Origin of the sequence: Bradyrhizobium sp. 956_D2_N1_4 (genome assembly GCF_052076025.1) — a bacterium.
Lineage (GTDB): Bacteria > Pseudomonadota > Alphaproteobacteria > Rhizobiales > Xanthobacteraceae > Bradyrhizobium > Bradyrhizobium barranii.
The window spans coordinates 7500049-7524412 of record NZ_CP197237.1; the positions used below are offsets into that span (position 1 = coordinate 7500049).

20 protein-coding genes are annotated in these 24364 nt (G+C 65.6%); 11 read left to right on the forward strand and 9 right to left on the reverse strand.

Annotated features, from left to right (window positions below):
- Positions 1 to 3 precede the first annotated feature (3 nt).
- The 8 genes from sdhA (at position 4) to AB7535_RS35500 (ending at position 11160) form a co-directional block, all read left to right on the forward strand.
- Positions 4 to 1839 carry a succinate dehydrogenase flavoprotein subunit gene (gene sdhA / locus AB7535_RS35465; RefSeq protein WP_354113497.1) on the forward strand — a complete coding sequence of 612 codons (1836 nt, stop codon included), beginning with the start codon at positions 4 to 6 and terminating at the stop codon, positions 1837 to 1839.
- A 42-nt stretch (positions 1840 to 1881) separates the two neighbouring features.
- A complete protein-coding gene (locus AB7535_RS35470; RefSeq protein ID WP_028151918.1) occupies positions 1882 to 2664 on the forward strand; it encodes a succinate dehydrogenase iron-sulfur subunit in 783 nt (260 codons plus the stop codon).
- A 193-nt stretch (positions 2665 to 2857) separates the two neighbouring features.
- Positions 2858 to 5014: an ATP-binding protein gene (locus AB7535_RS35475; protein ID WP_354113498.1), complete on the forward strand. Its 2157-nt coding sequence runs from the start codon at positions 2858 to 2860 to the stop codon at positions 5012 to 5014.
- 52 nt (positions 5015 to 5066) lie between these two features.
- Positions 5067 to 7025: an ABC transporter ATP-binding protein/permease gene (locus AB7535_RS35480; protein ID WP_135213894.1), complete on the forward strand. Its 1959-nt coding sequence runs from the start codon at positions 5067 to 5069 to the stop codon at positions 7023 to 7025.
- 222 nt (positions 7026 to 7247) lie between these two features.
- Positions 7248 to 8072, forward strand: coding sequence for an FkbM family methyltransferase (locus AB7535_RS35485; RefSeq protein ID WP_167767930.1), 825 nt, complete (start codon positions 7248 to 7250; stop codon positions 8070 to 8072).
- A gap of 22 nt (positions 8073 to 8094) precedes the next feature.
- Positions 8095 to 8481 (forward strand): VOC family protein, encoded by a 387-nt coding sequence (locus AB7535_RS35490; protein WP_028158603.1) that lies wholly within the window; start codon positions 8095 to 8097, stop codon positions 8479 to 8481.
- Positions 8482 to 8565: 84 nt separating this feature from the next.
- Complete coding sequence (locus tag AB7535_RS35495) at positions 8566 to 8808, forward strand: hypothetical protein (RefSeq protein ID WP_063980365.1); 243 nt, start codon at positions 8566 to 8568, stop codon at positions 8806 to 8808.
- A gap of 186 nt (positions 8809 to 8994) precedes the next feature.
- Positions 8995 to 11160 carry an OmpA family protein gene (locus AB7535_RS35500; RefSeq protein WP_439037499.1) on the forward strand — a complete coding sequence of 722 codons (2166 nt, stop codon included), beginning with the start codon at positions 8995 to 8997 and terminating at the stop codon, positions 11158 to 11160.
- 54 nt (positions 11161 to 11214) lie between these two features.
- Here the strand turns inward: AB7535_RS35500 and AB7535_RS35505 are convergent, their stop codons facing one another.
- The 8 genes from AB7535_RS35505 to AB7535_RS35540 form a co-directional block, all read right to left on the reverse strand.
- The gene (locus AB7535_RS35505) at positions 11215 to 12171 is read right to left on the reverse strand and encodes a homocysteine S-methyltransferase family protein (protein ID WP_071908688.1); all 957 of its coding nucleotides are present in this window, start codon (positions 12169 to 12171) and stop codon (positions 11215 to 11217) included.
- A 104-nt stretch (positions 12172 to 12275) separates the two neighbouring features.
- On the reverse strand, positions 12276 to 14033 hold the full coding sequence (locus AB7535_RS35510) for an alkaline phosphatase (RefSeq protein WP_354113501.1): 1758 nt from the start codon (positions 14031 to 14033) through the stop codon (positions 12276 to 12278).
- A gap of 104 nt (positions 14034 to 14137) precedes the next feature.
- The gene (gene argG / locus AB7535_RS35515) at positions 14138 to 15475 is read right to left on the reverse strand and encodes an argininosuccinate synthase (protein ID WP_354113502.1); all 1338 of its coding nucleotides are present in this window, start codon (positions 15473 to 15475) and stop codon (positions 14138 to 14140) included.
- A 93-nt stretch (positions 15476 to 15568) separates the two neighbouring features.
- Positions 15569 to 16345, reverse strand: coding sequence for a phosphatase PAP2 family protein (locus AB7535_RS35520; protein WP_085402964.1), 777 nt, complete (start codon positions 16343 to 16345; stop codon positions 15569 to 15571).
- Positions 16346 to 16399: 54 nt separating this feature from the next.
- The gene (locus AB7535_RS35525) at positions 16400 to 16894 is read right to left on the reverse strand and encodes a hypothetical protein (RefSeq protein ID WP_063980357.1); all 495 of its coding nucleotides are present in this window, start codon (positions 16892 to 16894) and stop codon (positions 16400 to 16402) included.
- A gap of 169 nt (positions 16895 to 17063) precedes the next feature.
- The gene (gene rlmN, locus AB7535_RS35530; RefSeq protein ID WP_135213899.1) at positions 17064 to 18266 is read right to left on the reverse strand and encodes a 23S rRNA (adenine(2503)-C(2))-methyltransferase RlmN; all 1203 of its coding nucleotides are present in this window, start codon (positions 18264 to 18266) and stop codon (positions 17064 to 17066) included.
- A gap of 217 nt (positions 18267 to 18483) precedes the next feature.
- Positions 18484 to 19131: an invasion associated locus B family protein gene (locus tag AB7535_RS35535; RefSeq protein ID WP_063980355.1), complete on the reverse strand. Its 648-nt coding sequence runs from the start codon at positions 19129 to 19131 to the stop codon at positions 18484 to 18486.
- A gap of 105 nt (positions 19132 to 19236) precedes the next feature.
- The gene (locus AB7535_RS35540) at positions 19237 to 20076 is read right to left on the reverse strand and encodes an SDR family oxidoreductase (RefSeq protein WP_166105118.1); all 840 of its coding nucleotides are present in this window, start codon (positions 20074 to 20076) and stop codon (positions 19237 to 19239) included.
- A 234-nt stretch (positions 20077 to 20310) separates the two neighbouring features.
- On the opposite strand from AB7535_RS35540, the gene AB7535_RS35545 reads away from it, so the two are divergent.
- The 3 genes from AB7535_RS35545 to AB7535_RS35555 all read left to right on the forward strand — a co-directional run bounded on the left by AB7535_RS35545 (position 20311) and on the right by AB7535_RS35555 (position 23714).
- Entirely contained in the window at positions 20311 to 21285 is a 975-nt protein-coding gene (locus AB7535_RS35545) for an NADPH:quinone oxidoreductase family protein (protein WP_014490699.1), read from the forward strand.
- Positions 21286 to 21680: 395 nt separating this feature from the next.
- Entirely contained in the window at positions 21681 to 22541 is an 861-nt protein-coding gene (locus AB7535_RS35550; protein ID WP_354113504.1) for a hypothetical protein, read from the forward strand.
- Between the two features lie 18 nt (positions 22542 to 22559).
- The gene (locus AB7535_RS35555; protein WP_354113505.1) at positions 22560 to 23714 is read left to right on the forward strand and encodes a TAXI family TRAP transporter solute-binding subunit; all 1155 of its coding nucleotides are present in this window, start codon (positions 22560 to 22562) and stop codon (positions 23712 to 23714) included.
- A 253-nt stretch (positions 23715 to 23967) separates the two neighbouring features.
- Here AB7535_RS35555 and AB7535_RS35560 read toward each other — a convergent pair whose 3' ends face one another.
- Complete coding sequence (locus AB7535_RS35560) at positions 23968 to 24351, reverse strand: YkvA family protein (protein ID WP_354113506.1); 384 nt, start codon at positions 24349 to 24351, stop codon at positions 23968 to 23970.
- Between the last annotated feature and the right edge of the window lie 13 nt (positions 24352 to 24364).

A 24364-nucleotide genomic window follows, 5' to 3' on the forward strand; every position in this document is an offset into this window, starting at 1 on the left:
CCCATGGCCACAGCGACGAATGGCAAGGGCAACGGCGCTCCCGCCACCAACGGCAAAGCCTATCCGATCGAAGACCACACCTATGACGCCGTCGTGGTCGGCGCCGGCGGCGCGGGCCTGCGCGCCGTGGTCGGCTGCAGTGAAGCTGGTCTGCGCACCGCCTGCATCACCAAGGTGTTTCCGACCCGCTCGCACACGGTTGCGGCGCAGGGCGGCATCTCGGCCTCACTCGGCAACATGCACAAGGACGATTGGCGCTGGCACATGTACGACACCGTGAAGGGGTCGGACTGGCTGGGTGACCAGGACGCGATCGAGTACATGGTGCGCAACGCGCCCGAGGCCGTCTACGAGCTCGAACATTGGGGCGTGCCGTTCTCGCGCACCGAGGACGGCAAGATTTACCAGCGCCCGTTCGGCGGCATGACTATGGACTACGGCAAGGGCCAGGCGCAGCGCACCTGCGCCGCCGCCGACCGCACCGGCCACGCCATGTTGCACACGATGTACGGTCAGTCGCTGCGCCACGCGGCCGAGTTCTTCATCGAGTTCTTCGCCATCGACCTGATCATGGACGACCAGGGCACCTGCCGCGGCGTCATCGCGCTCAAGTTGGATGACGGCACGCTGCACCGCTTCCGCGCCCAGACCGTGATCCTGGCCACCGGCGGCTACGGCCGCGCCTACGCGTCCTGCACCTCGGCACACACGTGCACCGGCGACGGCGGCGGCATGGTGCTGCGCGCCGGCCTGCCGATGCAGGACATGGAGTTCGTGCAGTTCCACCCGACCGGCATTTACGGCTCGGGCTGTCTCGTCACCGAAGGCGCGCGCGGCGAAGGCGGCTATCTCGTCAATTCCGAGGGCGAGCGCTTCATGGAGCGCTATGCGCCGTCCGCGAAGGACCTCGCCTCGCGCGACGTCGTTTCGCGCGCGATGACCATCGAGATCCGCGAAGGCCGCGGCGTCGGCAAGAAGAAGGACCACATCTTCCTGCATCTCGACCATCTCGATCCCGCGGTACTGGCCGAGCGCCTGCCGGGCATCTCCGAATCCGCAAAAATCTTCGCCAATGTCGACGTGACGCGCGAGCCGATCCCGATCGTGCCGACCGTCCACTACAACATGGGCGGCATCCCCACGAACTATCATGGCGAAGTGCTGACCAAGCGGGATGGCGACGACAACGCCATCATCCCCGGCCTGATGGCCATCGGCGAAGCCGCCTGCGTCTCCGTGCACGGCGCCAACCGCCTCGGCTCCAACTCGCTGATCGACCTCGTCGTGTTCGGCCGCGCCGCCGCTTTGCGTCTTGCCGAAAAGCTCACGCCCAACGCCAAGCAGCCGGAGCTGCCGGCGAACTCGTCCGATCTCGCCCTCGGCCGCCTCGACCATTACCGCTACGCCTCCGGCGGCACGCCGACCGCGAAGCTGCGCGAGGGCATGCAGCACGTGATGCAGAACAATTGCGCGGTGTTCCGCACCGGCGACATCCTGAGCGAAGGCCAGAACCTGATCGAGAAGGTCCACAGCGGCATCACCGACATCGCCGTGTCCGACCGCTCGCTGGTGTGGAATTCCGACCTGATCGAGACGCTCGAGTTCGACAATTTGATCTCGCAGGCGGTGGTGACGATGGACTCCGCCGCCAACCGCACCGAGAGCCGCGGCGCCCACGCCCGCGAGGACTTCTCCGCGCGCGACGACAAGAACTGGATGAAGCACACGCTGGCCTGGCTCGACGATGCCGGCAAGGTCAAGATCGAGTACCGCCCCGTTCACGACTACACCATGACCAACGACGTGCAGTACATTCCGCCCAAAGCTCGCGTTTACTAAACGTCGCGCGTGTACTGAACGAACAGCGAAAGCTTTATCGAAATGGTTGAATTCGCACTTCCGAAGAACTCCAAGATCACCGGCGGCAAGACCTGGCCGAAGCCGGCGGGCGCGACAGACGTTCGCGAATTCCGCGTCTATCGCTGGAATCCGGACGACGGCAAGAATCCGAGCGTCGACACTTATTACGTCGACACCCATGATTGCGGTCCGATGGTGTTGGACGGCCTGATCTGGATCAAGAACAACATCGACCCGTCGCTGACCTTCCGCCGCTCCTGCCGTGAAGGCGTCTGCGGCTCCTGCGCGATGAACATCGACGGCCAGAACACGCTGGCCTGCACCCGCTCGATGCACGACGTCAAGGACGGCGCGGTCAAGATCAATCCGCTGCCGCACCAGCCGGTCGTGAAGGACCTCGTTCCCGACCTCACCAATTTCTATGCGCAGTATGCCTCCGTCGAGCCGTGGCTGAAGACGACCTCGCCGACGCCGCAGAAGGAGTGGCGCCAGAGCCACGAGGATCGCGAGAAGCTCGACGGTCTCTACGAGTGCATCCTCTGCGCCTGCTGCTCGACCTCGTGCCCGAGCTATTGGTGGAACAGCGACCGCTATCTCGGCCCCGCCGCCCTGCTCCAGGCCAACCGCTGGGTGTCCGACTCCCGCGACGAGGCGACCGGCGAGCGGCTCGACAATCTCGAGGACCCGTTCCGCCTCTACCGCTGCCATACCATCATGAACTGCGCCAAGGCCTGCCCGAAGGGTCTCAACCCGGCCGAAGCCATCGCCGAGCTCAAGCTCAAGATGGTCGAGCGCCAGATTTAGCCCGCCTTTGTCGCCTTGATCCCCCGGCCGGGACGGCCGGGGGATTCTACGGCCGCCGCGAATTCAAGGAGATTGTTCTCCCGGCCCGCGCCACGCGCGAACTTCCGGATTGCAACCTCCGGTTCCATCGACAAGCCGCTTCCTTCCCAGCGGGAATTTCAAGTAAGCTCTCCGGTCACGGACCGGAGCGACTGTGCAGGGCGCGCAACGCAACTCGCTGAGACTGCTGCAGTGGATGATGGCGGCATCCCTGGCGCTGCCGATTGCACTGTTCGTCTTCACTTCCACGATCTCCTACACGTCGACAAAGGACATCGCCGACCGCGAGATCGAGCGCACGCTCGATGTCGCCCATGAGCACGCGCTCAAGGTGTTCGAGACCATCGACCGCAGCCTTGCCGAGCTCAACGAGGTCGTGCGCAGCCTCCCCGACGAGGTCATCCGCTCGCGTGAACCGGCGCTGCACCGGCGCCTGAAACGGCTGACCGATGCGCTGCCGCAGCTCAAATCGGCCTGGATCTTCGACGCGAACGGGAAATCGCTGGTCAACAGCCTCGCCTCGCCACCGCAGGATCTGAGTTTTGCGGACCGCGATTACTTCTACGCCCACGTCGACCAGAACATTGGCACGTTCGTCGGCGCGGCCCTGACGCCGCGTCCGCCCTATCAGGGAGCACGCTTCTTCGGCATGAGCCGGCGCCGCGAAGCCGACGATGGCAGCTTCATCGGCGTCATCCAGGCCTCCGTCCTGCCGGAATATTTCGAGAGCTTTTATGCCAGGATCGGCTCTGATCGCGGCAGCTTCTTCGCCATGGGACGCACGGACGGCGTGGTGCTCACCCATTTTCCCCGGCTCGACCGCGACTTCCGGCTCGATCCGACTGGGCCGGTCGGGCAGCAGATCGCCGCTCACCCCGAGCACGGCCTCATCACCATCGCCTGGCCGTCGGACGGAATCGAGCGGCGCGTCGGCTACAGACGCGTCGCCGAATATCCGATCTATGTCAGCGCCGGGCTCGAGACCTCGGCGATCCGCGCGCGCTGGCTCGCCACCATGGGCCAGCATCTGGTGTTCGGCATTCCCGCCACGGCGCTGCTGTTTCTGCTGCTTGCGCTCGCGTTCCGGCGCACCCAGCATCTCCACGCCGAGGCCACGGCGCGACGCGAGGCCGAGGAGGCGCTCAAGCACAGCCAGCGGCTGGAAGCGCTCGGCCAGCTCACCGGCGGTGTCGCGCACGACTTCAACAATCTCCTCACCGTGATCCGCGCCTCGGTCGACCTGTTGAACCGGCCGCAGCTGAGCGAGGAGCGGCGGCAGCGCTACATCAATGCCATCGCGGACGCGGTCGCGCGCGCCGCCAAACTGACCTCGCAGCTGCTGGCGTTCGCGCGGCGCCAGACCCTGAAACCGGAAGTGTTCGACGTCGGGGAGCGGATGCAGTCGCTGCACGACATGCTCGCCACGCTACTCGGGCCGGCGATCGAGATCGGAATCCGGCTGCCGACCGAGCCCTGTCTCGTCAAGGCCGATGCCGGCCAGTTCGAGACGGCTCTGATCAACATGGCGACTAATGCGCGCGACGCCATGCAGGGCAAAGGCAGGATCACCTTCGCCGTGCAGGCGGCGGCGACCGTACCCGATACATTGGTGCACGCCTCGGGCAGCCATGATCTTGCAGGCAGCGATGGCTTCGTCAGTGTCGCCGTCAGCGACACCGGCATCGGCATTCCCGCCGCACGATTGGAGCGCATCTTCGAGCCGTTCTTCACCACCAAGCAGGTCGGCCAGGGCACCGGTCTCGGCCTGTCGCAGGTGTTCGGCTTCGCCCGGCAATCCGGCGGCGAGGTGACCGTCGAGAGCGAGGTCGGCCAGGGCAGCACCTTCTCACTCTATCTGCCGCGCGTGCCGGCAGACCTGCTGCCGCAGCGGCAGGCGCCCAACACCGCACCGGCGGTGGCCGGCAGTGGCATGTCGGTGCTGTTGGTCGAGGACAATATCGAGCTCGCCAATTTCGCGGCCGACGGCCTCACCGAGCTCGGTTACAGCATCACTTTGGTGGACAACGCCACCGACGCGCTCGCCGAGCTCACCGTGGACGCAGAGCGCTTCGACGTCGTGTTCTCCGACGTGGTGATGCCCGGGATGACCGGGCTCGATCTGGCGCAGGCGATCCGCGACCGCGGCATTCGCGTGCCGATCGTGCTGACCACCGGCTACAGTCAGGCCCTCTCACAAGATGGCGCCGCCGGCTTCGATCTCGTGCAAAAGCCCTATTCGATCGAGGAATTGTCGCGCGTTCTCCATCGGGCCGCGCGGCTCCGGCCGGTCCGCGACGGCGCAGCCGAGTGAGGCTGGCGCGGAACCAACGGGAACCGATTGATTTGGTTCGCGTTATCCGCTCATGCACAAGCCGGCCGCAAAGCGCGAACAGGGCAGGAAGCCCCCCATTGTCGAGATCAAGGGCGAGAACGGCGACGAGGTCACGCCGCCGCCGCCGGAGGTTATTGAGCCCGATCCTGCACTCTCGCCCGAGGAGGCCGAGCAGGTTCGCAAGGACTATCTGCTGACGCGCTTCTGGATCAGCGCCCGCGGCTTCTGGGGCCGCAACGGCGACCGGCTGGCGTGGCTCTACTCGATCGGCCTCGTCGTGCTGATCGTCCTCACCGTCGGCTTTCAATACGGCATCAATGTCTGGAATCGCGCGATCTTCGACGCCATCGAGAAGCGCGAGGCGGCCACCGTCTTCCATCTCACGGCGGTGTTCTTCCCGCTCGCGATCGGCAGCATCGTGCTTGGCGTCGCGCAGGTGTTCGCGCGCATGGGAATTCAGCGCCGCTGGCGCGCCTGGCTCACGGCAAGCGTGTTGACGCGCTGGCTGGCCAATGGGCGCTATTATCAGCTCAACCTGGTCGGCGGCGACCACAAGAACCCGGAATACCGGATCGCCGAGGATCTGCGCATCGCGACCGATTCGCCGGTCGATTTCCTCGCCGGCGTCACGTCGGCGCTGTTGTCGGCTGCGACCTTCATCATCGTGCTCTGGACCATCGGCGGCGCGCTCACGGTCACGCTCGGCGGCTCTGCCATCACCATCCCCGGCTTCCTCGTCATCGCCGCGATCCTTTACGCCGCGATCGCCTCCGGTTCGATCCTGGTGATCGGCCGGCGCTTCGTGCAGGTCTCCGAGGACAAGAACCAAGCCGAGGCGGATTTCCGCTACACGCTGACGCGCGTGCGCGAGAACGGCGAGAGCATTGCTCTGCTCGGCGGCGAGGAGGAGGAGCGCGGCGGCATCGACCGCAATTTCACCAACGTGCTGCGGCAGTGGGCGCGTTTGGCCGGCCAGCACATGCGCACAACGCTGGTCTCCCAAGGCTCGAGCCTTGTCGCTCCCGTGGTCCCTCTCCTGCTCTGCGCGCCAAAATTCCTCGACGGCAGCATGACGCTCGGACAGGTGATGCAGGCGGCCTCCGCCTTCACCATCGTGCAGAGCGCGTTCGGCTGGCTGGTCGACAATTATCCCAGGCTCGCCGACTGGAACGCCTGCGCGCGCCGCATCGCCTCGCTGATGATGTCGCTCGACGGCCTGGAGCGCGCCGAGCAGGGCGACGGCCTCGGCCGCATCAAGCGCGGCGAGACCGGCAACGACGCCATGCTGGAGATGAAGGATCTCTCCGTCACGTTAGATGACGGCACCGCCGTCGTCGGCGAAACCGAGGTGGTGATCGAGCCGGGTGAGCGGCTGCTCGTCGCCGGTGAATCCGGCACCGGCAAGAGCACGCTGGTGCGCGCCATCGCGGGGCTCTGGCCATGGGGCGGCGGCAGCGTCAATTTCCATCCCGACCGGCGCCTGTTCATGCTGCCGCAGCGGCCTTACGTGCCGTCCGGCAGCCTGCGCCGCGCCGTCGCCTATCCCGGCGCCGAGGACGACTGGAGCGTTGAGGAGATCGGCGAGGCCCTGCACAAGGTCGGCCTCGACCACCTCAAGGAGAGGATCGAGGAAGAGGGACCGTGGGACCAGACGCTGTCAGGCGGCGAGAAGCAGCGCCTCGCCTTCGCGCGGCTGCTGCTGCACAATCCCGACATCGTCGTGCTCGATGAAGCGACCTCCGCGCTCGACGAGAAGAGCCAGGACAAGATGATGCAGATGGTCACCGACGAGCTGCCGAAGGCGACCATCGTCAGCGTCGCCCATCGCGTCGAGCTGGAAGCCTTCCACAGCCGCAAGATCGTGCTGGAACGCCGCAAGGGCGGCGCAAAACTCGTCAGCGATATCGACCTGATCCCGCGCAAGGGCAAGCGCAAGCTGCTTGGGCGATTCCTGAGGCAGCGCAAGGCGGCGCCGAAAAAGGCGGCGTAAGAGGCTCTGTCGTCCCGGGGCGCGCGAAGCGCGAGCCCGGGACCCATAGCCACAGGATTGAGTTTGGCGAGGCCCCGTAGTTGCCAGTCCCATGTCACAACTCTTCCCTGGGGTTATGGGTCCCGGGCTCGCTTCGCGCCCCGGGACGACACCTGTGATGGAGCGTTGGAGTCCCCCGCAAAACCGGCTATGCATGCGCCGCTTGCAACGAGGATCGCCTGCTTGACGCCCGACAACGCCCCTTCATCCGCGCCGTTCGGCGCGTTTGCGCCGAACGCGGCGCAGGCTGCGATCATCCGCCTTGCGCAACAGTCGGGGCTGAAGCGCGGTGCGTTCCGCCCGTGGATGTCGCGGCTGGTCAACCTGATGCGCGGCGGGCCGATCGATGTGCAGTACCAGGGCGCCTCGTTCCGCTTCTATCACCAGGGCAGCGCGACCGAGCGCGGCGCGCTGTTCAATCCCGACTACAATCTCGACGAGCTCGACTTCCTGCGCCGACACACCCCGGCAGGCGGCGTGTTCGTCGACGTCGGCGCCAATGTCGGCACCTTTGCCCTGGTGATGGCGCAGCAGGTCGGCGCCAATGGCAAGGTGGTCGCGATCGAACCGCATCCGATGACGTTTGGACGGCTCTCGTTCAACCACGCCGCGTCGAAGACGACGCAGGTGCGCCTGGTGCAGGCTGCCGCCGGTGACAGCGACGGCGAGCTCATGATCGAGAGCGGCGGCGGCAATCTCGGCGCCACGCACGTCGTCACCGGCACGGCCAGCGCGGAGGCCATCAAGGTGCCGTCGCTGCGGCTGACGCGCATTCTGGACGAGGCCGGCGTCGGCCAAGTCGATTCGCTCAAGATCGACGTCGAGGGCTTCGAGGACCGCGTGCTGATCGGCTTCTTCCGCGACGCGCCGCAATCGCTGTGGCCGCGCGCGGTGGTGATCGAGCATCTGTCACAAAACGAATGGCAGCAGGATTGTATCGCTGACATGGTCGCGCGCGGCTTTGCGATCGCGCGCAAGACACGGAGCAATACGTTCCTGTCGCGCTAACCGTGAGCAAGGGAGATTTGCGATGATCGACCATTTGGGTTTTTCGGTCTCCGACTATGAGCGCGCGAAAGCGTTCTACGCCAAGGCGCTGGCACCGCTCGATTACAGCCTGATCATGGAGGTAACGGCGGAGCAGACCGGCCACGCCGCAGCCGCCGGCTTCGGCGCCAACGGCAAGCCGGACCTCTGGTTCGGTGCGGAAGGCGCGATGAATAAGCCGGTGCATATCGCGATTCTCGCCAAGGATCGCGCCACGGTCGATGCCTTCTACAAGGCAGCGATTGCCGCCGGCGGCCGCGACAACGGCGCGCCCGGCATCCGCCCGCATTATCATGCGAACTACTACGGCGCGTTCGTGCTCGACCCTGACGGACACAACATCGAGGCCGTCTGCCACGCGCCGGAATAGCGCGCGTTCAGGCACGACACGACAAGGAACATCGGCGCGGCATCATCGTTGTCATTCTCCAGACAACTGACCTCGATGATGCCGATGCCGATCGAACCGCCCGAGATTCCACCGTCGACGCCCGGCACTCCCACCGAGCCGCCGCCTGGAATTCCGCCGGGCAATCCGCAGCCTGAAATCGCGCCGCCCGTGCGCGAGCCCGGCGAATCACCGCGGCCCGACGAATTGCCGGGCCACGTGCCGGAAGAGATTCCATCGCGCGGACAGAACGGACCGCTGACGCCGAATCCCGCGACGGATGCAAGTTCGCTGCGCGATCATATGTGAGGCGAAGCATCACATATGAGGCAATTGCAACCTGCGTCTGAATGCGCAATGAACGTCACCATAGTGAGGTGATTTGCGTGCAGAAATAAATCGGGCCGCGACCTCTTCGCCCGCCACATTCCGGCCTAACGCGTAGCCGTTCATCCCGACACTTCGTCAAAGAACCTTCCGGGGAAGTTCACCATCATGACCAACCTTCGTTTCGTGCTGCTTGCAACGACGGCTCTGACCGCGATGCAATTCGCAAGCTCCGCATCGCATGCGCAAAGCGCGCCACCGCTCGTGGTCGCGCAGGCGCAGACACCACCACCAGAGACCGACAAATCGAAGCAGCCTCCGAAGGAAGCACCGAAGGGACCGCCGCCTGGCGCACGTCCTGCAGCACCACCTCCTCCGGCCGCGGCACCGCCCGCAGCTCCTGCGCGCCCCACGGCGCCGCCGCCCGCGGCTGCACCTCCGCATCCTCCCGCTCCGCCGCCGCCGGCCGCCGCGCCGTCGCGCCCGACTCCACCACCGCCTCCTCCGCCTGCGGCACGTCCGGCACCTCCGCCTCCGCCGCCACCCCCACCGCCGGCAGGTCCCAAGCAGCCGTCGCCGCCTCCGGCTGCGGCACCCCAGCAGCATGCGCCTGCGCCAACTCCGCCGCCCCCGGCCGCGCAGCCGCACACGCCGACGCCGCCTCCCGCCGCAGCTCCGCCTGCCGCGCGTCCCGCTCCGACTCCGCCGGCAGCAGCAACGCCGCCCGCAGCAGCTCCCGCACGTCCGGCACCGGCACCTGCGGCTACGCCGTCGCCTTCACCGGCCGCGCCTGCCGCCCGCCCTGGCGCGGCTGCACCGACCGCCACGCCTACTCCGACGGCAACACCTGCGCCGACAGCAACGCCGGCACCGGGCGCCACGCCCGGCGCACCGCCGACTGGACGCCCGGGCACCCCGCCGCCCGGCGGACGTCCCGGCACGCCTCCGGCTGCAGGATCACCGACACCGGCCCCCGGTGCCGCGCCCACTCCAACGGCCACGCCGGCCCCCGGTGGCGCTCCGACGCCGCTGCCCGGCCGTCCCGGCGCAGGACCGACGCCCGCCCCCGGCGCAGCCCCGGCAGCGACGCCGACCCCTGGTCAACAGGGTGGAACGCCTCCCGCGGGCGCGCCCGCAGCCGGAACTCCGGCTGCGCCGCCCCAGGCCGGCGGCCTCCCGCCGCGGCCCGCGGCGCCCGCCGGTGCCGCAGCTCCGAGCACAGTCCCGGGCTCGGCGGCCGCAACGCCGCCGCCCAACCGGGCGCAATTCGCTCCGCCGACGGTTACGCCTGCCTTCCAGGCAAGGCCGACAGTCGTCGCACCGCTGCCACCTCCGCCGCGCCCGCCGCAGCGTGACCTGACACCGCTCGCGATCGGTGCGGGCGTGGTGGCCGGTGCCGTGATCGGAGCCACCATTGCCGACCTGCACAACCAGCGACGCGAGGCCATCGAAGGCGGCCGCACCGTCTACACCGAACCGGATCGCATCATCATCCGCGATCCGGGCGGGCAGGCCTACGTCCGCGGCAACGACCTCTATCGCTTCCGCTATGGCGCCCGCGACATCCGCACCGACACCGTCGGCGGCGAAACCCGCACGGTCGTGATCCGTCCTGATGGCAGCGAGGTCATCACCGTGGTCGGTCCCGACGGTTCGTTGCTGCGGCGAATCCGCAGGGACCCCGGCGGGCGCGAGATCATCATCATCGACAACAGCTACCGCGATCCGCGGTCGGTCGGCGGCTTCTATGTCGATGCGCCGCCGCCGGTCGTGAACATTCCCTACGATCGCTACATCGTCGACGCCGAGGAAGCATCGCCGGACCTGATCTACCAGACCATGGAGGCACCGCCGGTACAGCGGATCGATCGGCGTTACACGCTCGACGAGATCCGCTACAGCCCCAATGTTCGCATGCAGATGCCGAGCATCGACGTCAACACGATCACCTTCGAGACGGGCTCGTGGACCATCCCGCCGGACCAGGCGGCCCGGCTGCAGGGGATCGCCGACGGTCTCAACCGTGCGATCCAGCGCAACCCGCGTGCGGTGTTCCTGATCGAGGGACACACCGACGCGGTCGGCAACGAGGTCGACAATCTGTCATTGTCGGATCGCCGTGCGCAGTCCGCGGCCGAATTGCTGACCCAGCAGTTCGGGGTGCCCGCCGAGAACCTGACCTCGCAGGGCTATGGCGAGCAGTATCTGAAGGAGCAGACGCAAGGACCGAGCCTGATCAACCGGCGCGTCACCGTCCGCAACATCACGCCGCTGCTCAACGGTGGCCAGGCCTCGCTGCCGCCGCCCCCGCCCGGCACCGCGCCGCCGCGCTGAGGCGAAGCACAAATGCAAAATGGCCGGGAGCAATCCCGGCCATTTTTGTTTGGATCAGGCGCCCGCTGCCTGAAGCGGCACGCAGGCAGCGCAGATGGCTGCGGCATGCCTGTGATCGGTGCCGCAGCAGCCGCCGAGCAGTTGCATGCGCGGGAATGCCCGCCTGAGCGCCACATAACGGCGGCCAAGATCGGCGGGATCGCCGCTGTCGAGCACCTCGGACTCATCGAGCTCGGCATGACTCTTGGCCGACGCATTGGCCCTCACGCCATGAATGCGTTCGACCCATGGCTCGCCGGCTTGGAGGGCACTCTCGAAATGGGTCGGATGAGCGCAGTTGATCAGGAAATATTCGCAAGCACGTTCCGTTGCACGATCGACGATTTCGATCGCTTCCCGCAGGGTCTCTCCCCTGACCAGGCAACCGTCAGTTTCGACCGTGAAGGAGATGGCAACCGGGATCGCGTGCATCTTTGCAGCACGCACCACGCCGATGGCTTCATTGACGCTGTTCAGCGTGAACGCGGTGACCATGTCGGCGCCTGCCTCGGCGAAGGAGGCGATCTGGGACGAATGATAGTCCATCGCCTCCATCGCATCCATGTTGCCGGCCTTGTAGCCGTCGCCCCGCGGACCGATCGCACCGTTGATCACGCAGGGCAGGCCGGAGGTCTCCCATGTGCCGCGCAATTCCTCGAGAAAGCGAACTGCGCGCATGTTGATGGCCTTGAGCGCGTCCGCATCGTAGCCGAGCTTGGCACCCCAATCAGGATTGGCGCGCCAGGTCGGGCTGTCGAGCACGAAGCCGAGCCCATGCTGACGCGCGATCGCAAGATAAGCTTCGTAATACTGCCTCAGATGCGAGCGGCCGGCCTCGCTCTCGAGCAACACGAAGGCAGCGAAGTGAGGAAGTTCCAGACCTTTGTGAAAGATCAGGGTGGTCTCCATGCCGCCGTCGGTCAGGAAGATGCCGCCGTGGCGCTGAGGCAGATTGTCTCTGTACTTCGCCATTGGTCGCTCCGTCGCTGCGAGGCCCCACTCATTCGGTCGTTTCAACCTCCTTCCGGTCTCATGCGAGGTGGTGCCGCATAATGTCGCGCGGCACGCGACTGCTCCTACTGCGCTGCGGCGAGTCCAAGTGCATCGACCATCACGCGAAACACCTCGGTGTTGTCCATCGAGCCGTGCACGCGCTCGCTGCCCGGGCCAGTGGCCGTCAGGATGACGTCCTCGCCCGAATGCACGCTGGCACCGATCATCGCCGACAGATTGCCCGGGCGCAGCACCGCGCCGGGGACGTCCTTGTATTTGTCGTTGGCCTTGAAGGTCCCGTCGTCGCCCGCTTTGACGGTCGGCTCGTTGGGATTGTCGAGCTTCGGCCGGAACGTCTCGTAGTGATCGGGCAGGCTGGCCGAGAAGATGGCGAGCCGGCGGCTCACATCGATGCGTGACGGATAGCCCTCGGCATCCGGCGCCGGATAATTGGGAAATCCGGCCTGCTCGTAGACGCCGACGCGCTCGCGCAGCGGCACGTTGGGCGTGGTGCCCATGTCGTCGTTCACCGTGCCGACAAGGCTGTTGGGATGATTGTGGTCCGCCAAGACCAGGATGAGGGTGTCGTCGCCGCGCGCCCGTGCCCATTCGCGCGTCTGGCGCACTGCGTTGTCGAGCATGATCGTATCGTAGACGGCGCGCTCCATGTCGAGGACATGCGCATACTTGTCGATCAGTCCGGATTCGACCATCAGGAAGAAGCCGGTCTCGTTCTTGGAGAGGATGTTCAGCGCTGCCTGCACCTGATCGGTCAGATCAGGCTGTTCAGGGAATTTCTTGACGCCGCCGCCCTTGAGGAATTTGCGGTCGAGCACGCCATCCATGTTGCCGGTCGCAAACAGGCCGAGCAGCTTGCTTGTCTCCGGCTTTGCGGCCGAGGCTCCGAGCTCGCTCGCAGTCGTCGCAACCTGATAGCCTGCGTCGCGGAACTTCGCGATGTAGTCGGTCTCGTCCTTGCGTTTGGAGCCGGTCGCGGACTTCGGCAGGAAATTCGCGCTGCCGCCGCCCATCAGCACATCCGGCTTCGCCGCGAGAAACTGCTCGACGATCTCGTCATAGGCGGCGCGACGGCGCGTGTGCGCGACCATCGCGGCGGGCGTGGCGTCTTCGATCTCGGTGTTGGTGACGATGCCGATCGCCATGCCGTGCCGCCGCCTGACAAGGCTGGTGATGGTTTCGACCCGGGGATCGTCGAACGGACTCGCGGTACGGTCCGCGTAAACACCCAGGGCGTTGACGGCGCTCTTGTGGCCGGTCGCATAGGCGCTCGCCGAGTTCGCGGAGTCCGTAATGATCGAGTCCGAGCCCGCGGTCGCCACCAGCGCCATGTGGGGCATGTCGTCGATCGCGAGCTTGCCGCGGCTCTTGCCTTCCGCAATCCCCTTCGACAGGATTCGCGCCGCGACCCGATGCGCCGGCGACATGCCGTCGCCGATGAACAGGATGACGTTCTTCGCCTTGCGTGGCCCCGTGTCGTAGACCGTCCATGCGATGCTGCGCTGCTGCGTGCCATCGCTGACATCCACCGTGACGGTGCCGGGCTTGGCCAGCGTGACGTCGCGCAAAATCAGCGCCGACTGGTCCTTGCCGTCCTCGCGATCGATGAAGGTCCCGCTACGTCCGAACGCGGCAGCATAGTCCGCGCCGTTCACGGTCACCTTCAGCCTGGCCGGATCGACCGGCCCGGCAAACTCGACCTTGAAGTCGAACTGGGCGCCGGCCAGGATCTCGGCACGATCGATCGGATAGATCGTCTGCGCCGACAGCGACGTTGTCCAACAGAGGACGATGAGTGAGGCGAGTGCCGATCCCTTGACCATGCTCGATGCTCCGCAATCCCGTTTCCGACAGAAACGGCTAGCGTAGCGATCGAGAATGACACCGTCATTAAATCGCGCGTCGCCCGGTCGGGCGGCAAAAGGCCTCAGCCCTTGTCGCTCTCGAGCCGGAAGATCTGCGATCCTTCGCTGCCCGACAACAGGCCGGTGTCGGTGTAGAGTTTCAGCTTGGTGCGGGTGTCGGCGATGTCCAGGTTGCGCATGGTGAGCTGGCCGATACGGTCGGCCGGCGTGAATGCGGCGTCTTCCACCTTCTCCATGCTGAGCCGTTCCGGCGCATAGGTCAGGTTGGGGCTCTCGGTGTTGAGGATCGAATAATCGTTGCCGCGGCGCAGCTCCAGCGTCACCTCGCCGGTGACGGCGCGTGCGACCCAGCGCTGCGCGGTCTCGCGCAGCATCAGGGCCTGCGAATCGAACCAGCGCCCCTGATACAGCAGGCGTCCCAAGCGCATGCCGCTGATGCGGTACTGCTCGATGGTGTCCTCGTTGTGGATGCCGGTGACGAGGCGCTCATAGGCGATGTGCAGCAGCGCCATGCCGGGCGCCTCGTAGATGCCGCGGCTCTTCGCCTCGATGATGCGGTTCTCGATCTGATCGCTCATGCCGAGGCCGTGACGGCCGCCGATCGCATTGGCTTCGAGGAACAACGCGACAGGATCGCTGAAGGTCTGGCCATTCAGCGCCGTGGGCTGGCCTTCCTCGAAACGCACCACGACCTTCTCGGCCTTCACGGCGCAATCGTCGCGCCAGAACGGCACGCCCATGATCGGGTTGACGATCTTGATGCCGCTGTCGAGGCTCTCGAGATCCTTCGCTTCGTGCGTGGCACCGAGCAGGTTGCTGTCGGTCGAGTACGCCTTCTCGGCGCTCATCTTGTAGGCAAAGCCCTGCGCGGTCATGAACGCCGACATTTCGGCGCGGCCGCCGAGCTCGTCGATGAACTGCTGGTCGAGCCAGGGCTTGTAGATGCGCAAGGATGGATTGGTCAGCAGGCCGTAGCGGTAGAAGCGCTCGATGTCGTTGCCCTTGAAGGTCGAGCCGTCGCCCCAGATGTTGACGCCGTCCTCCTTCATCGCCGCGACCAGCATCGTGCCGGTGACGGCGCGCCCGAGCGGCGTGGTGTTGAAATAGGTGATGCCGCCGGTCGAGATGTGGAAGGCGCCCGACTGGATCGCGGCGATGCCTTCGTGGACCAGCTGCGTGCGGCAGTCGACGAGCACGGCCTTCTCGGCGCCGAACGCTTCCGCCTTGCGCGGGATCTCGTTGTAGTCGGCTTCATCGGGCTGGCCGAGATTGGCCGTGTAGGCGTAGCAGCGCGCGCCCTTCTGCTTCATCCAGAGCAGCGCCGCGCTGGTGTCGAGACCGCCTGAAAACGCGATGCCGACTTTCTCACCCTTGGGCAGGCTTTTCAGGATCGTGGTCATGGGGCTTCCAATCGGGTCTCAAGGGGCTGATGGCGTTTGTGGGTTGACCGCGCGAATATCAAATTTCGCACGCCTCGGCACGCTTTTAATGGCTCAAATCGACGGCTCGGGGCCTGTCTTGCGGCCGAACAGGCGCTGGCGGAGCCGGTAGGCGGGCATGTTCAGCCGGGTCAGGGCGGCATCGACCGCCTCGTCCGAGAACCGGGTCCGCGGCCAGCGGTAAATCAGCGCGTAGGCGAACCAGATCACGACGAAGGTGACGAGGCCGGCGATCGAGACATCGGTGAAGAAGTGGCCGCCGAAGGCCATCCGCAGCCCGCTGGTGACCATGCCAAACACAACTGCACCGGCATAGGCGAGCGGCCGCCATGCCGGCGGCGCCAGCGCAGCCGGCGCCAGCGTCCAGAACGCGGTCGCGCCCTCGCCCGAGAAGAACGAGCAGTTGCGCGCGCAATCGCCGCGCGGATCCCACCACGGCACGAATTGCTGGTCGCCGGCAAACTCAGTCACCACCACCGGACGCGGCCGGCCCCAATAGGTCTTGAAGGTGAGATTGGTGAGGATGCCTGCCGACATGATGATGGTGACCAGCAGGAATACGATCGCGCGCCCCGATACCATCAGCGGCCGGTCGGGTCGGATCATCTTGACCACAAGCGCGACCAGCGGTGGCAGCACGAATGCCCAGGCGACCCACATGGCGGCGTCGCGCGCGACGCCCGCCCACTCATTCAGCTTGAGCGGAAACGTCTTCGTCTCGGGGTCGAAGAACAGTGCGGCGAGCTTGAGATCGAGCTCGGGATAGAGGCCGAAAACGACGCCGATCACAAGCCACAGCGCCAGGGCGATGAAGAGTCCAGTCCGGTTCATGGCGCGCGGTTTAGCGGAGTGGGGAGGAGATGAAAACCCCGGAAGCGGCGCGACTCATCGCGCATCCGGCCGCGAATTCGACGGCAGCGGCGGAGGCGGCTTGTGCGGGGGCGGCGGATTGCGCCAGGCGCCGGCATTGCGGCCGGCAATCAGCCAGTAGACCACGCCGGAGACGATGCCCGCGCCCGTCATGATCTCCAGATGCCGCCGCACGATGCCTTCGAACTGGAGTGTATCGGAGTGGAAGGGGATGAGGCCGAGATAGCAGGCTAGGCCAACTACGCCGCCACCCACGGCATAAGCGAGCGCGCTGCGGATATAGAGCGCTTCGGTGATCGCGACGATCACCGCCGCTGGAACCAGCGCAAAGCCCGAGACGAAGATGAAGCCGAAGCCGAGCAGGATGTCGATCGCGCCCTGGTCGACCGGACCGGCGCCGAGATCGGCAAACTCCGGAAACAGCAGCGCGACGACGACGATCATGCCGCCGACGAAGCAGGCGGCGAGGAAGCCGATGAAGATGACGATGAGGCGGCCGATCAGGGACATGACGGGAAAGCTCACCTCGCCGTCATTGCGAGGAGCCACCCGGTCCCGCCTTCGGCGGGCCGGATGACAGGCTCCACGACGGAGCAATCCAGACTGTCTCCGCGGAGGGAATCTGGATTGCTTCGCTGCGCTCGCAATGACGGGGATGCGAGAGCGCGGGCACGCATCCTCAATCCGTCATCGCCATGGCGCGCAGCGCCTGACGTTCGCGAGCCGAGAGCTTCTCGGTCTCTGACTTGAGCTGGCCGCAGGCGGCGAGGATGTCGCGGCCGCGCGGGGTGCGTACCGGCGAGGAATAGCCGGCGTTGAAGATGTATTCGGAGAATTTTTCAATCTGGTCCCAGTCCGAACATTCATAGGCGGTGCCGGGCCAGGGATTGAACGGAATCAGGTTGATCTTGGCGTGAATGCCCTTGAGCATCTTTACCAGCAGCTTGGCATCGTCGAGCGAATCGTTGACGCCCTTGAGCATCACATATTCGAAGGTGATGCGGCGTGCATTCGAGGCGCCGGGATAGTCGCGGCAGGCCTGCAGCAGCTCCCTGATCGGATATTTGCGGTTGAGCGGCACGAGCTCGTTGCGCAGCTCGTCGCGCACCGCATGCAGCGAGATCGCGAGCATCACGCCGATCTCGTCGCCCGCGCGCACGATGTTCGGCACGACGCCCGAGGTCGACAGCGTGATGCGGCGACGGGAGATGCCGATGCCTTCATTGTCGCCGACGATGAGCAGCGCGTCGCGCACCGCGTCGAAATTGTAGAGCGGCTCGCCCATGCCCATCATCACGATGTTGGTGACGCGGCGCGTGCCGTCCTCGCGATCGGCCCAGTCATTGAGGCGGTCGCGCGCAACCATCACCTGTCCGACGATCTCGCCGGCGGTGAGATTGCGCACCAGCCGCTGCGTGCCGGTGTGACAGAAGGAGCAGTTCAGCGTGCAGCCGACCTGGGAGGAGACGCAAAGCGTGCCGCGATCGGTCTCGGGGATGTAGACGCACTCGACTTCGTGCGCGCGCTCGACGTTGTCGCCGCTCGGCAGCCGCAGCAGCCATTTGCGGGTGCCGTCGTTGGAGATCTGCTCGGCCACGACTTCGGGACGGTCGACCGTAAAATGCTGCGCGAGCTCGGCGCGAATGCCCTTCGAGATCGACGTCATATCGTCGAAGCTTTGGGCGCCGCGGAAATAGAGCCAGTGCCACAGCTGCTGGACGCGCATCTTGCGCTGCGCGGGCGCGACGCCGATCTCGCCGAGGCGGTCGGCAAGCTCGCTGCGCGACAGGCCGATCAGCGAGGGCCTGGCCGGCGGCACATAGGTTTCGAGCGGAGTCTTCTCCACCAGTATTGCGTTGTGCGGCTCGGTCGTCGGTTGCATTGGTTGCCTGATATCTCTCGTCATGCCCGGGCTTGTCCCGGGCATCCACGTTCTGTTCCGCCCGTTGCTAGCGCGTGGATGGCCGGGACATCTGGTGCGAAGACGCGCTTCGCGCTTTAGCCCGGCCATGACGGCTGCACCTTTGGGATACCCCAATATAGCAACCGGAACCGCCGATTGCGACCGTGATACCGACCGCAGCCTTAACGCGGCTGGTTTACCGCCTGCAATCCTGGGAAATCCGGTCCAGCGCCTGGGCGAGGCCCTTCAACGAGAAGGTATCGGTTGTCTCCGTTCCCTTGGCCGAGACGCCCTTGACCACGAGATCGGCGGATTTGCGCATGGCCTCGACCATCCGCTCTTCCTCGGCCGCGTTCTTGATCCAGAGGCCGTCGCCCTGCGTGTACATCGCGAAAGCGGCGCCGCCGACCTCGACCGAGGATTCCGAGCCCGGCTTCAGCGCATAGCCGATCATGACCGAGACTTCGTTGTTCACCTTTTCCGCCGGCCGGGTCGAAACGAAGGCATAGGCGGGATCGCGCGGGCGGTTCGGCGGGTTGGTCTTCGACGACGACGGCTTGGCCAGCGCGAAGCAGACCTTCTTGCCGTTCGGTGTGGCCGAATAGGCGCCCCAAGTGCCGAACTGGCCGATCAGGGTCGGCTCCGCGCCGCCCGCAACTGCGGTGGCTGGAGCCACCGGCTTGCTCTCGGGCTTTGCTACTGTCTTTGCAGCCGGATTGGCCGCCGGTGCAGCCGCCTTTGGCGCGGCTTTGGGCGCCGGTTGCGCCGTCTGCGCCCGCGCGGAATCGGTGATTCCCACGGCCATAACGCCCGTCATCAAGGCTAAAATCAGCACCCGCCACATGCTGGAGTGGTTCCCTCAATATTGTGACTGGAAGATGGCCCGGCCGCGCTTTGTCCCCCGGCAGGGATAACCGGGAAAGTCCAATTTGGGAAGGCAGTTAGCGGCTTAGCCTTTGGATCGCGCAGCTCGCTGCTCGGCCCATTGCGCGTCGGTCCAGCGCAACAAATCCTCGGCGCCGGAGCTGCGCAAATGCGCGCCACCGTCGATCACGACCATCTCGCCATTGATGTAGCCGGCACGGTCCGAGACCAGGAAGCTGGCGAGGTCGGCAAGCTCGCTATGCTCGCCGGTACGCCCCACCGGGTTCCGGGCGGTCCAGCCTTCGTCGCGGCCCTCAGGACGGAGCTGCCCCGAGGCGCCCGCGGTCGGGAACGGGCCCGGGGCGATCGCGACGGTGCGGACGCCCTTCGGGCCCCACTCGACCGCGAGACTCCTGGTCATCGCCAGCACCGCCGACTTCGCCATCGCCGAGGGAACCGTGAAGGCGCGGCCGGTGATGGTCGAGGTCGAAAGGATCGAGAGCACGACACCGCCATGCTTGCCGTCGATCCAGCGCTTGCCGGCGGCGAGCGTGCAATACATCGCACCATGCAGCGTCGGCGCGAGGATCGCGTCCGCGGCGCGAAACGACAGATGCTCGCTCTGCGCGATGAAGGTTGCGGCAGCGTTGTTGACGAGAATATCGAGCGGCGCCTCGCGCCAGATCGCGTCCATCATATCGTCGACGGCGCCACCGTCACGGATATCGCAGGCGATCGTAGTGACCTTGCCGCCGGTCTGCGCGCGCATCTCGCTCGCCGTTGCTTCCAGCCGGTCGAGCTTGCGACCACAGATCACCAGCTCGGCGCCGAGCGCGAGAAAGCGGTGTCCCATCGCGGCGCCGAGGCCGGAGCCGCCGCCGGTGACGAGGATGCGCTTGTCCCTGAGCAGACCTGTTTCAAACATCGTTTGAATCCTCTTTTTCTTCTTGTTTCGTCATCGCGAGCGCAGCGAAGCAATCCAGACTATTTCCGCAGGACGGATTCTGGATTGCTTCGCTGCGCACGCAATGACGCGAGGATAGGCCTGCGCATGCTCTTGCGCAAAGAAACCGGATTGTCGGACCGTACTAAATCCGGCAGAAACGGACCAACTATAATTCCGTCTCGAAACGCCCAGTATTCTCAAGAAGGTGCCGCCATGAAAGCCATCCTCTGCTCGCAATATTGCCAGCCCGATGATCTCGTGCTTGCCGACGTGCCGGATCCGGTGGCAGGTCCCGGCGAAGCGGTGATCGCGATCAAGGCGGCGGCGCTGAACTTTTTCGACATCCTGATGATTCAGGGCAAGTACCAGATCAAGCCGCCGTTCCCGTTCTCGCCCGCCGCCGAAGTCGCCGGCGTGATCGAGAGCATCGGTCCCGGCGTGACTGATCTGAAGGTCGGCGATCGCGTCGTTGCGTCTTGCGGCCACAACGGCGCGCGCGAAAAGATCGCGCTGCCGGCGGCATCGATCGTGAAGATTCCCGACAATCTCGACTATGACCGCGCGGCCGGCATCATCATCATCTACGGCACCGCGCTGCATGCGCTGGAAGACCGCGCGAGCCCGAAGCCGGGCGAGACGCTCGCGGTGCTGGGCGCAGCCGGCGGCACCGGCTTGGCTGCCTGCGAGCTCGGCAAGCTGATGGGCCTGAAGGTGATCGCCTGCGCCTCGTCGGACGAGAAGCTCGAATTCGCGAAAGCGCATGGCGCCGAGCTGACGCTCAACTACGGCAAGGAAGATCTGAAAGAAGGCCTGCGAAAACTCACCGGCGGCAAGGGCGTCGACATCATCTTCGATCCGGTTGGTGGCGCCTATGCCGAGCAGGCACTGCGCTCGATCGCCTGGGAAGGCCGCTTCCTGGTGATCGGTTTTGCCGCCGGCGACATTCCGAAGATGCCGCTGAACCTCGCGCTACTGAAGGGCTGCGACATCCGCGGCGTGTTCTGGGGTGCATGGACCCGGCTCAACCCGGCCAAGAACCGCGCCAATCTCGAGAAGCTCGTGAAGTGGACCGCGGAAGGAAAGATTTCCTCGCATGTCGACCGCACCTTCCCGCTGGCACAAACCGCCGACGCACTGAAGGTTCTGGCGGGACGCCAGGCCATGGGCAAGGTGATCCTGCATCCGTGATGGTGTGAGCCGCAGCGCTTGCCTGCCACACGCACTCGCCACATATGCGACCGTCGTCGCCCGCCTTCTGCGCAATTGCGTACTGAGGCGGGCGGTCCAGATTTCAGAGACGCCAGAGATTTCAGCCGAGACGCCGCGGCCCACTGGATGCCCCGGGGTCAAAGTCAGCGGAGTCTAGGAAAACCTTCCTCAACCATCACCGCCAAAATCGTGGTGCATTCCTCCGCTCCGCCTCAATCAAACCCAAATATTTCCTAATTCGCGCAAACCGTCGTCGTTTTTTGGGCTGATTCCAACTGCGTTTTACCGGTTCCATTTGCGGGACACTTTGGACAAAAGCAAGAAGACTTAAGCCGAATTGCCCCTGCGTTGCGTTGGTAATGGGGAGCATGACCATGGAGACGACGGCACATCGCCCGTCGAAGGAGTCGAAGGCGTTCGACTCCGATCGAGCCACATCACATCCGCCGACCGCGTCCTTTATCCGTGCGCGCGCCGCGCGGGCCGATCTTTCGCAGGACGATCCAATTCCACTCTTCCTGTCCGATCCGCTCGGTGCGCCGGACCCAGGCGAATATGCGCCCATTGAGGTGCGCTCCAGAATTGTCCCGCGCGTTCTCGCGGCCGTTCTGACGGCATCCACCCTGGCAATTCTGGTCACACTGTATCAGTCCGACTTTCGCGGCCTCTTCCCCGCCAATGCCGTTAGCTGGATGGGCATCGCGCCGGAGCAAGCCATGGCGTCGGCCAACACGCCGGCCATGACGCAGAGCTCGCTGAAGGATTCGGACCGCGCGACCAACACGACGCTGGCGAGCGCCGACACGCAGGTTCTCCCTGCACCGTCAACGCCGAGCCGCGAAGCGATCGCGACCGCCTATCAGACGGCGCTGCAAGCCCAGGCACCCATACCTGCGCCCGCACCCGTCACGGCGCCGCCGGCGCCCACTCCGCCCGCCAAGACGCTAGCCAAGACGCTCGATGCCGACACGCTGGCCGGGCTGATGACACGCGCGAAGAGCTTGTTGAGGATCGGCGATATTGTTGCAGCCCGCCTGCTGCTCGAGCGCGCGGCCAATGCACAGGATGCAACGGCCGCGTTTCTGCTGGCGCAGACCTATGACCCGGCCGTGCTGGGCACCAGCGACGCGCGGAGCATCGCCGGCGACGCGACCGTCGCGCGTGACTGGTACCAGAAGGCCGCGGCACTCGGATCGGCGGAGGCGCGGCAGCGCCTCGCTCAGCTTCAGAACTAGAACTTTTCAGAGGGTATCATGCGTAACGCTTTGGGAATGGCGGTTGCCGCCATCATGACGATTTGCGCCTTCGCGGCACGCGCCGAGCAGACCGAGTACGATCCGGCCAAGGTCTCGGACGGCCTGAAGGCCATCTTCCAGTTCGGCTCGACCTCGACCAAGCAGTCGCTGAACGCCAATACGGTCACGCTGATCACCGGCACGATCGGCGGCACCTACGTGCAGTTCGGCGCCGACCTCGCCTCCGTGCTCGACGACGGCAACAAGATCCGCGTGCTACCGATCGTCGGCCGCGGCTCGGTGCAGAGCGTCGCCGACATTCTGTTCCTGCAAGGCGTCGATCTCGGCATCGTGCGGGCGGACACGCTCGACTATCTCGAGCGCAAGGGCTTTGCCAAGGACATCAAGAAGCAGTTCACCTATGTGACCAAGCTCTACAATGAAGAGATGCAGGTGATCGCGCCGAAATCGGTCGCGACGCTGAAGGATCTCGAGGGCAAGAAGGTCAGCGTCGATCTGCCCAATGGCGGGACCTTCGTCACCGCGCTGACGGTGTTCGAACGGCTCGGGATCAAGGCGAACTTCGTCTATGTCGAGCAGCGCATCGCGATGGAGAAGCTGAAAGCCGGCGAGATCGACGCCGTCATCGTGGTCGGCGGCAAGCCGTACAAGTCAGTGTCGACCTTCAGCAATGACGGCCGCTTCCACCTCGCGGGGGTCGACTATGCAAAGCCGCTCCAGAGCGACTATCTGCCGGCGACGCTGACCGCCAAAGACTATCCGAACCTGATCAAGGAAGGCGAGAGCGTGGACACCATCGCGGTGCCGGCGGTGCTCGCGGCCTACAACTGGGCGCCCAACACCGACCGTTACCGTAAGCTTGCGCTGTTCGTGGATGCGTTCTTCACGAAATTCCCGACCCTGCAGAACCCGCCTTTCCATCCCAAGTGGAAGGAAGTCTCGCTCCCGGCACCTCTGACGGGCTGGAACAGATTGCCGGTGGCGCAGCAATGGCTCGACAAGCACGGCGTCGAACCGGTGACCCGGGAGCGCTTCGAGGCGTTCCTCAAGCAGAACCCCGCGGCCCAGAAGGTGTCCGACGCAGACAGGGAAGCGCTGTTCAAGCAATTCCAGGCGTGGGACGCGGGGAACGCGCGGGCGGAGAAGAAGTAACGAGCGGCATTGCGGCCGATGGTGTCGCAAGCGGCACTCACACACTCGCTGTCATCGCCCGGCTTGACCGGGCGATCCAGTACTCCGTGACGTCAGTGATTGAATCGAGAGGCCGCGGCGTACTGGATTCCCCGCCTGCCGCCTACGCTAAAGCTTCGGCTGCCCTGGACCGCAACCCCGGCGAAGCCTTGGCGTAGCCGGGTCGCGGGGAATGACAGCGGTGGACGTGGCCACGGCGTGTCGCCAACAACGCCTACTGCGCCGCCTCCGCACCATCCACCCCGCGCTTCAGCACGGCGCGGGCGGCTTCGCGGTGCTCCGTCGTGATGTGGCTGGCGACCACGCGGATGGCGGTGGCGAGCACGGCGGCGTCATCGGTGAAGCCGAGGATCGGCATCACGTCGGGGACGAAATCGAACGGCAGGATGAAATAGGCGATCGCTCCGAGCAGCGACGCCTGGACATGGCGCGGCGTCTGCCGGTCAAACGCACAGTAATAAGCCGCGAGCAGGTCTTCCGCGAACGGCAATTGCACGGCGACACGCTTCAGCTTGCGCCAGAAACGGCGGCGCACGCTCTCATGATCCTCCGCGAGCCGATCGGCCGGCTCGAAGCCGACGCTGTGTTCGGCAGCCATGTTCGACAAACTC

What these genes read in the sequence shown, in the direction of transcription:
- sdhA (WP_354113497.1), top strand. Translation starts at nt 4, where the DNA reads ATGGCCACAGCGACGAATGGCAAGGGCAACGGCGCTCCCGCCACCAAC.
- AB7535_RS35470 (WP_028151918.1), top strand. Translation starts at nt 1,882, where the DNA reads ATGGTTGAATTCGCACTTCCGAAGAACTCCAAGATCACCGGCGGCAAG.
- AB7535_RS35480 (WP_135213894.1), top strand. Translation starts at nt 5,067, where the DNA reads ATGCACAAGCCGGCCGCAAAGCGCGAACAGGGCAGGAAGCCCCCCATT.
- AB7535_RS35490 (WP_028158603.1), top strand. Translation starts at nt 8,095, where the DNA reads ATGATCGACCATTTGGGTTTTTCGGTCTCCGACTATGAGCGCGCGAAA.
- AB7535_RS35495 (WP_063980365.1), top strand. Translation starts at nt 8,566, where the DNA reads ATGCCGATCGAACCGCCCGAGATTCCACCGTCGACGCCCGGCACTCCC.
- AB7535_RS35500 (WP_439037499.1), top strand. Translation starts at nt 8,995, where the DNA reads ATGACCAACCTTCGTTTCGTGCTGCTTGCAACGACGGCTCTGACCGCG.
- AB7535_RS35505 (WP_071908688.1), bottom strand. Translation starts at nt 12,171, where the DNA reads ATGGCGAAGTACAGAGACAATCTGCCTCAGCGCCACGGCGGCATCTTC.
- AB7535_RS35510 (WP_354113501.1), bottom strand. Translation starts at nt 14,033, where the DNA reads ATGGTCAAGGGATCGGCACTCGCCTCACTCATCGTCCTCTGTTGGACA.
- argG (WP_354113502.1), bottom strand. Translation starts at nt 15,475, where the DNA reads ATGACCACGATCCTGAAAAGCCTGCCCAAGGGTGAGAAAGTCGGCATC.
- AB7535_RS35520 (WP_085402964.1), bottom strand. Translation starts at nt 16,345, where the DNA reads ATGAACCGGACTGGACTCTTCATCGCCCTGGCGCTGTGGCTTGTGATC.
- AB7535_RS35525 (WP_063980357.1), bottom strand. Translation starts at nt 16,894, where the DNA reads ATGTCCCTGATCGGCCGCCTCATCGTCATCTTCATCGGCTTCCTCGCC.
- rlmN (WP_135213899.1), bottom strand. Translation starts at nt 18,266, where the DNA reads ATGCAACCGACGACCGAGCCGCACAACGCAATACTGGTGGAGAAGACT.
- AB7535_RS35535 (WP_063980355.1), bottom strand. Translation starts at nt 19,131, where the DNA reads ATGTGGCGGGTGCTGATTTTAGCCTTGATGACGGGCGTTATGGCCGTG.
- AB7535_RS35540 (WP_166105118.1), bottom strand. Translation starts at nt 20,076, where the DNA reads ATGTTTGAAACAGGTCTGCTCAGGGACAAGCGCATCCTCGTCACCGGC.
- AB7535_RS35545 (WP_014490699.1), top strand. Translation starts at nt 20,311, where the DNA reads ATGAAAGCCATCCTCTGCTCGCAATATTGCCAGCCCGATGATCTCGTG.
- AB7535_RS35550 (WP_354113504.1), top strand. Translation starts at nt 21,681, where the DNA reads ATGGAGACGACGGCACATCGCCCGTCGAAGGAGTCGAAGGCGTTCGAC.
- AB7535_RS35555 (WP_354113505.1), top strand. Translation starts at nt 22,560, where the DNA reads ATGCGTAACGCTTTGGGAATGGCGGTTGCCGCCATCATGACGATTTGC.
- AB7535_RS35560 (WP_354113506.1), bottom strand. Translation starts at nt 24,351, where the DNA reads ATGGCTGCCGAACACAGCGTCGGCTTCGAGCCGGCCGATCGGCTCGCG.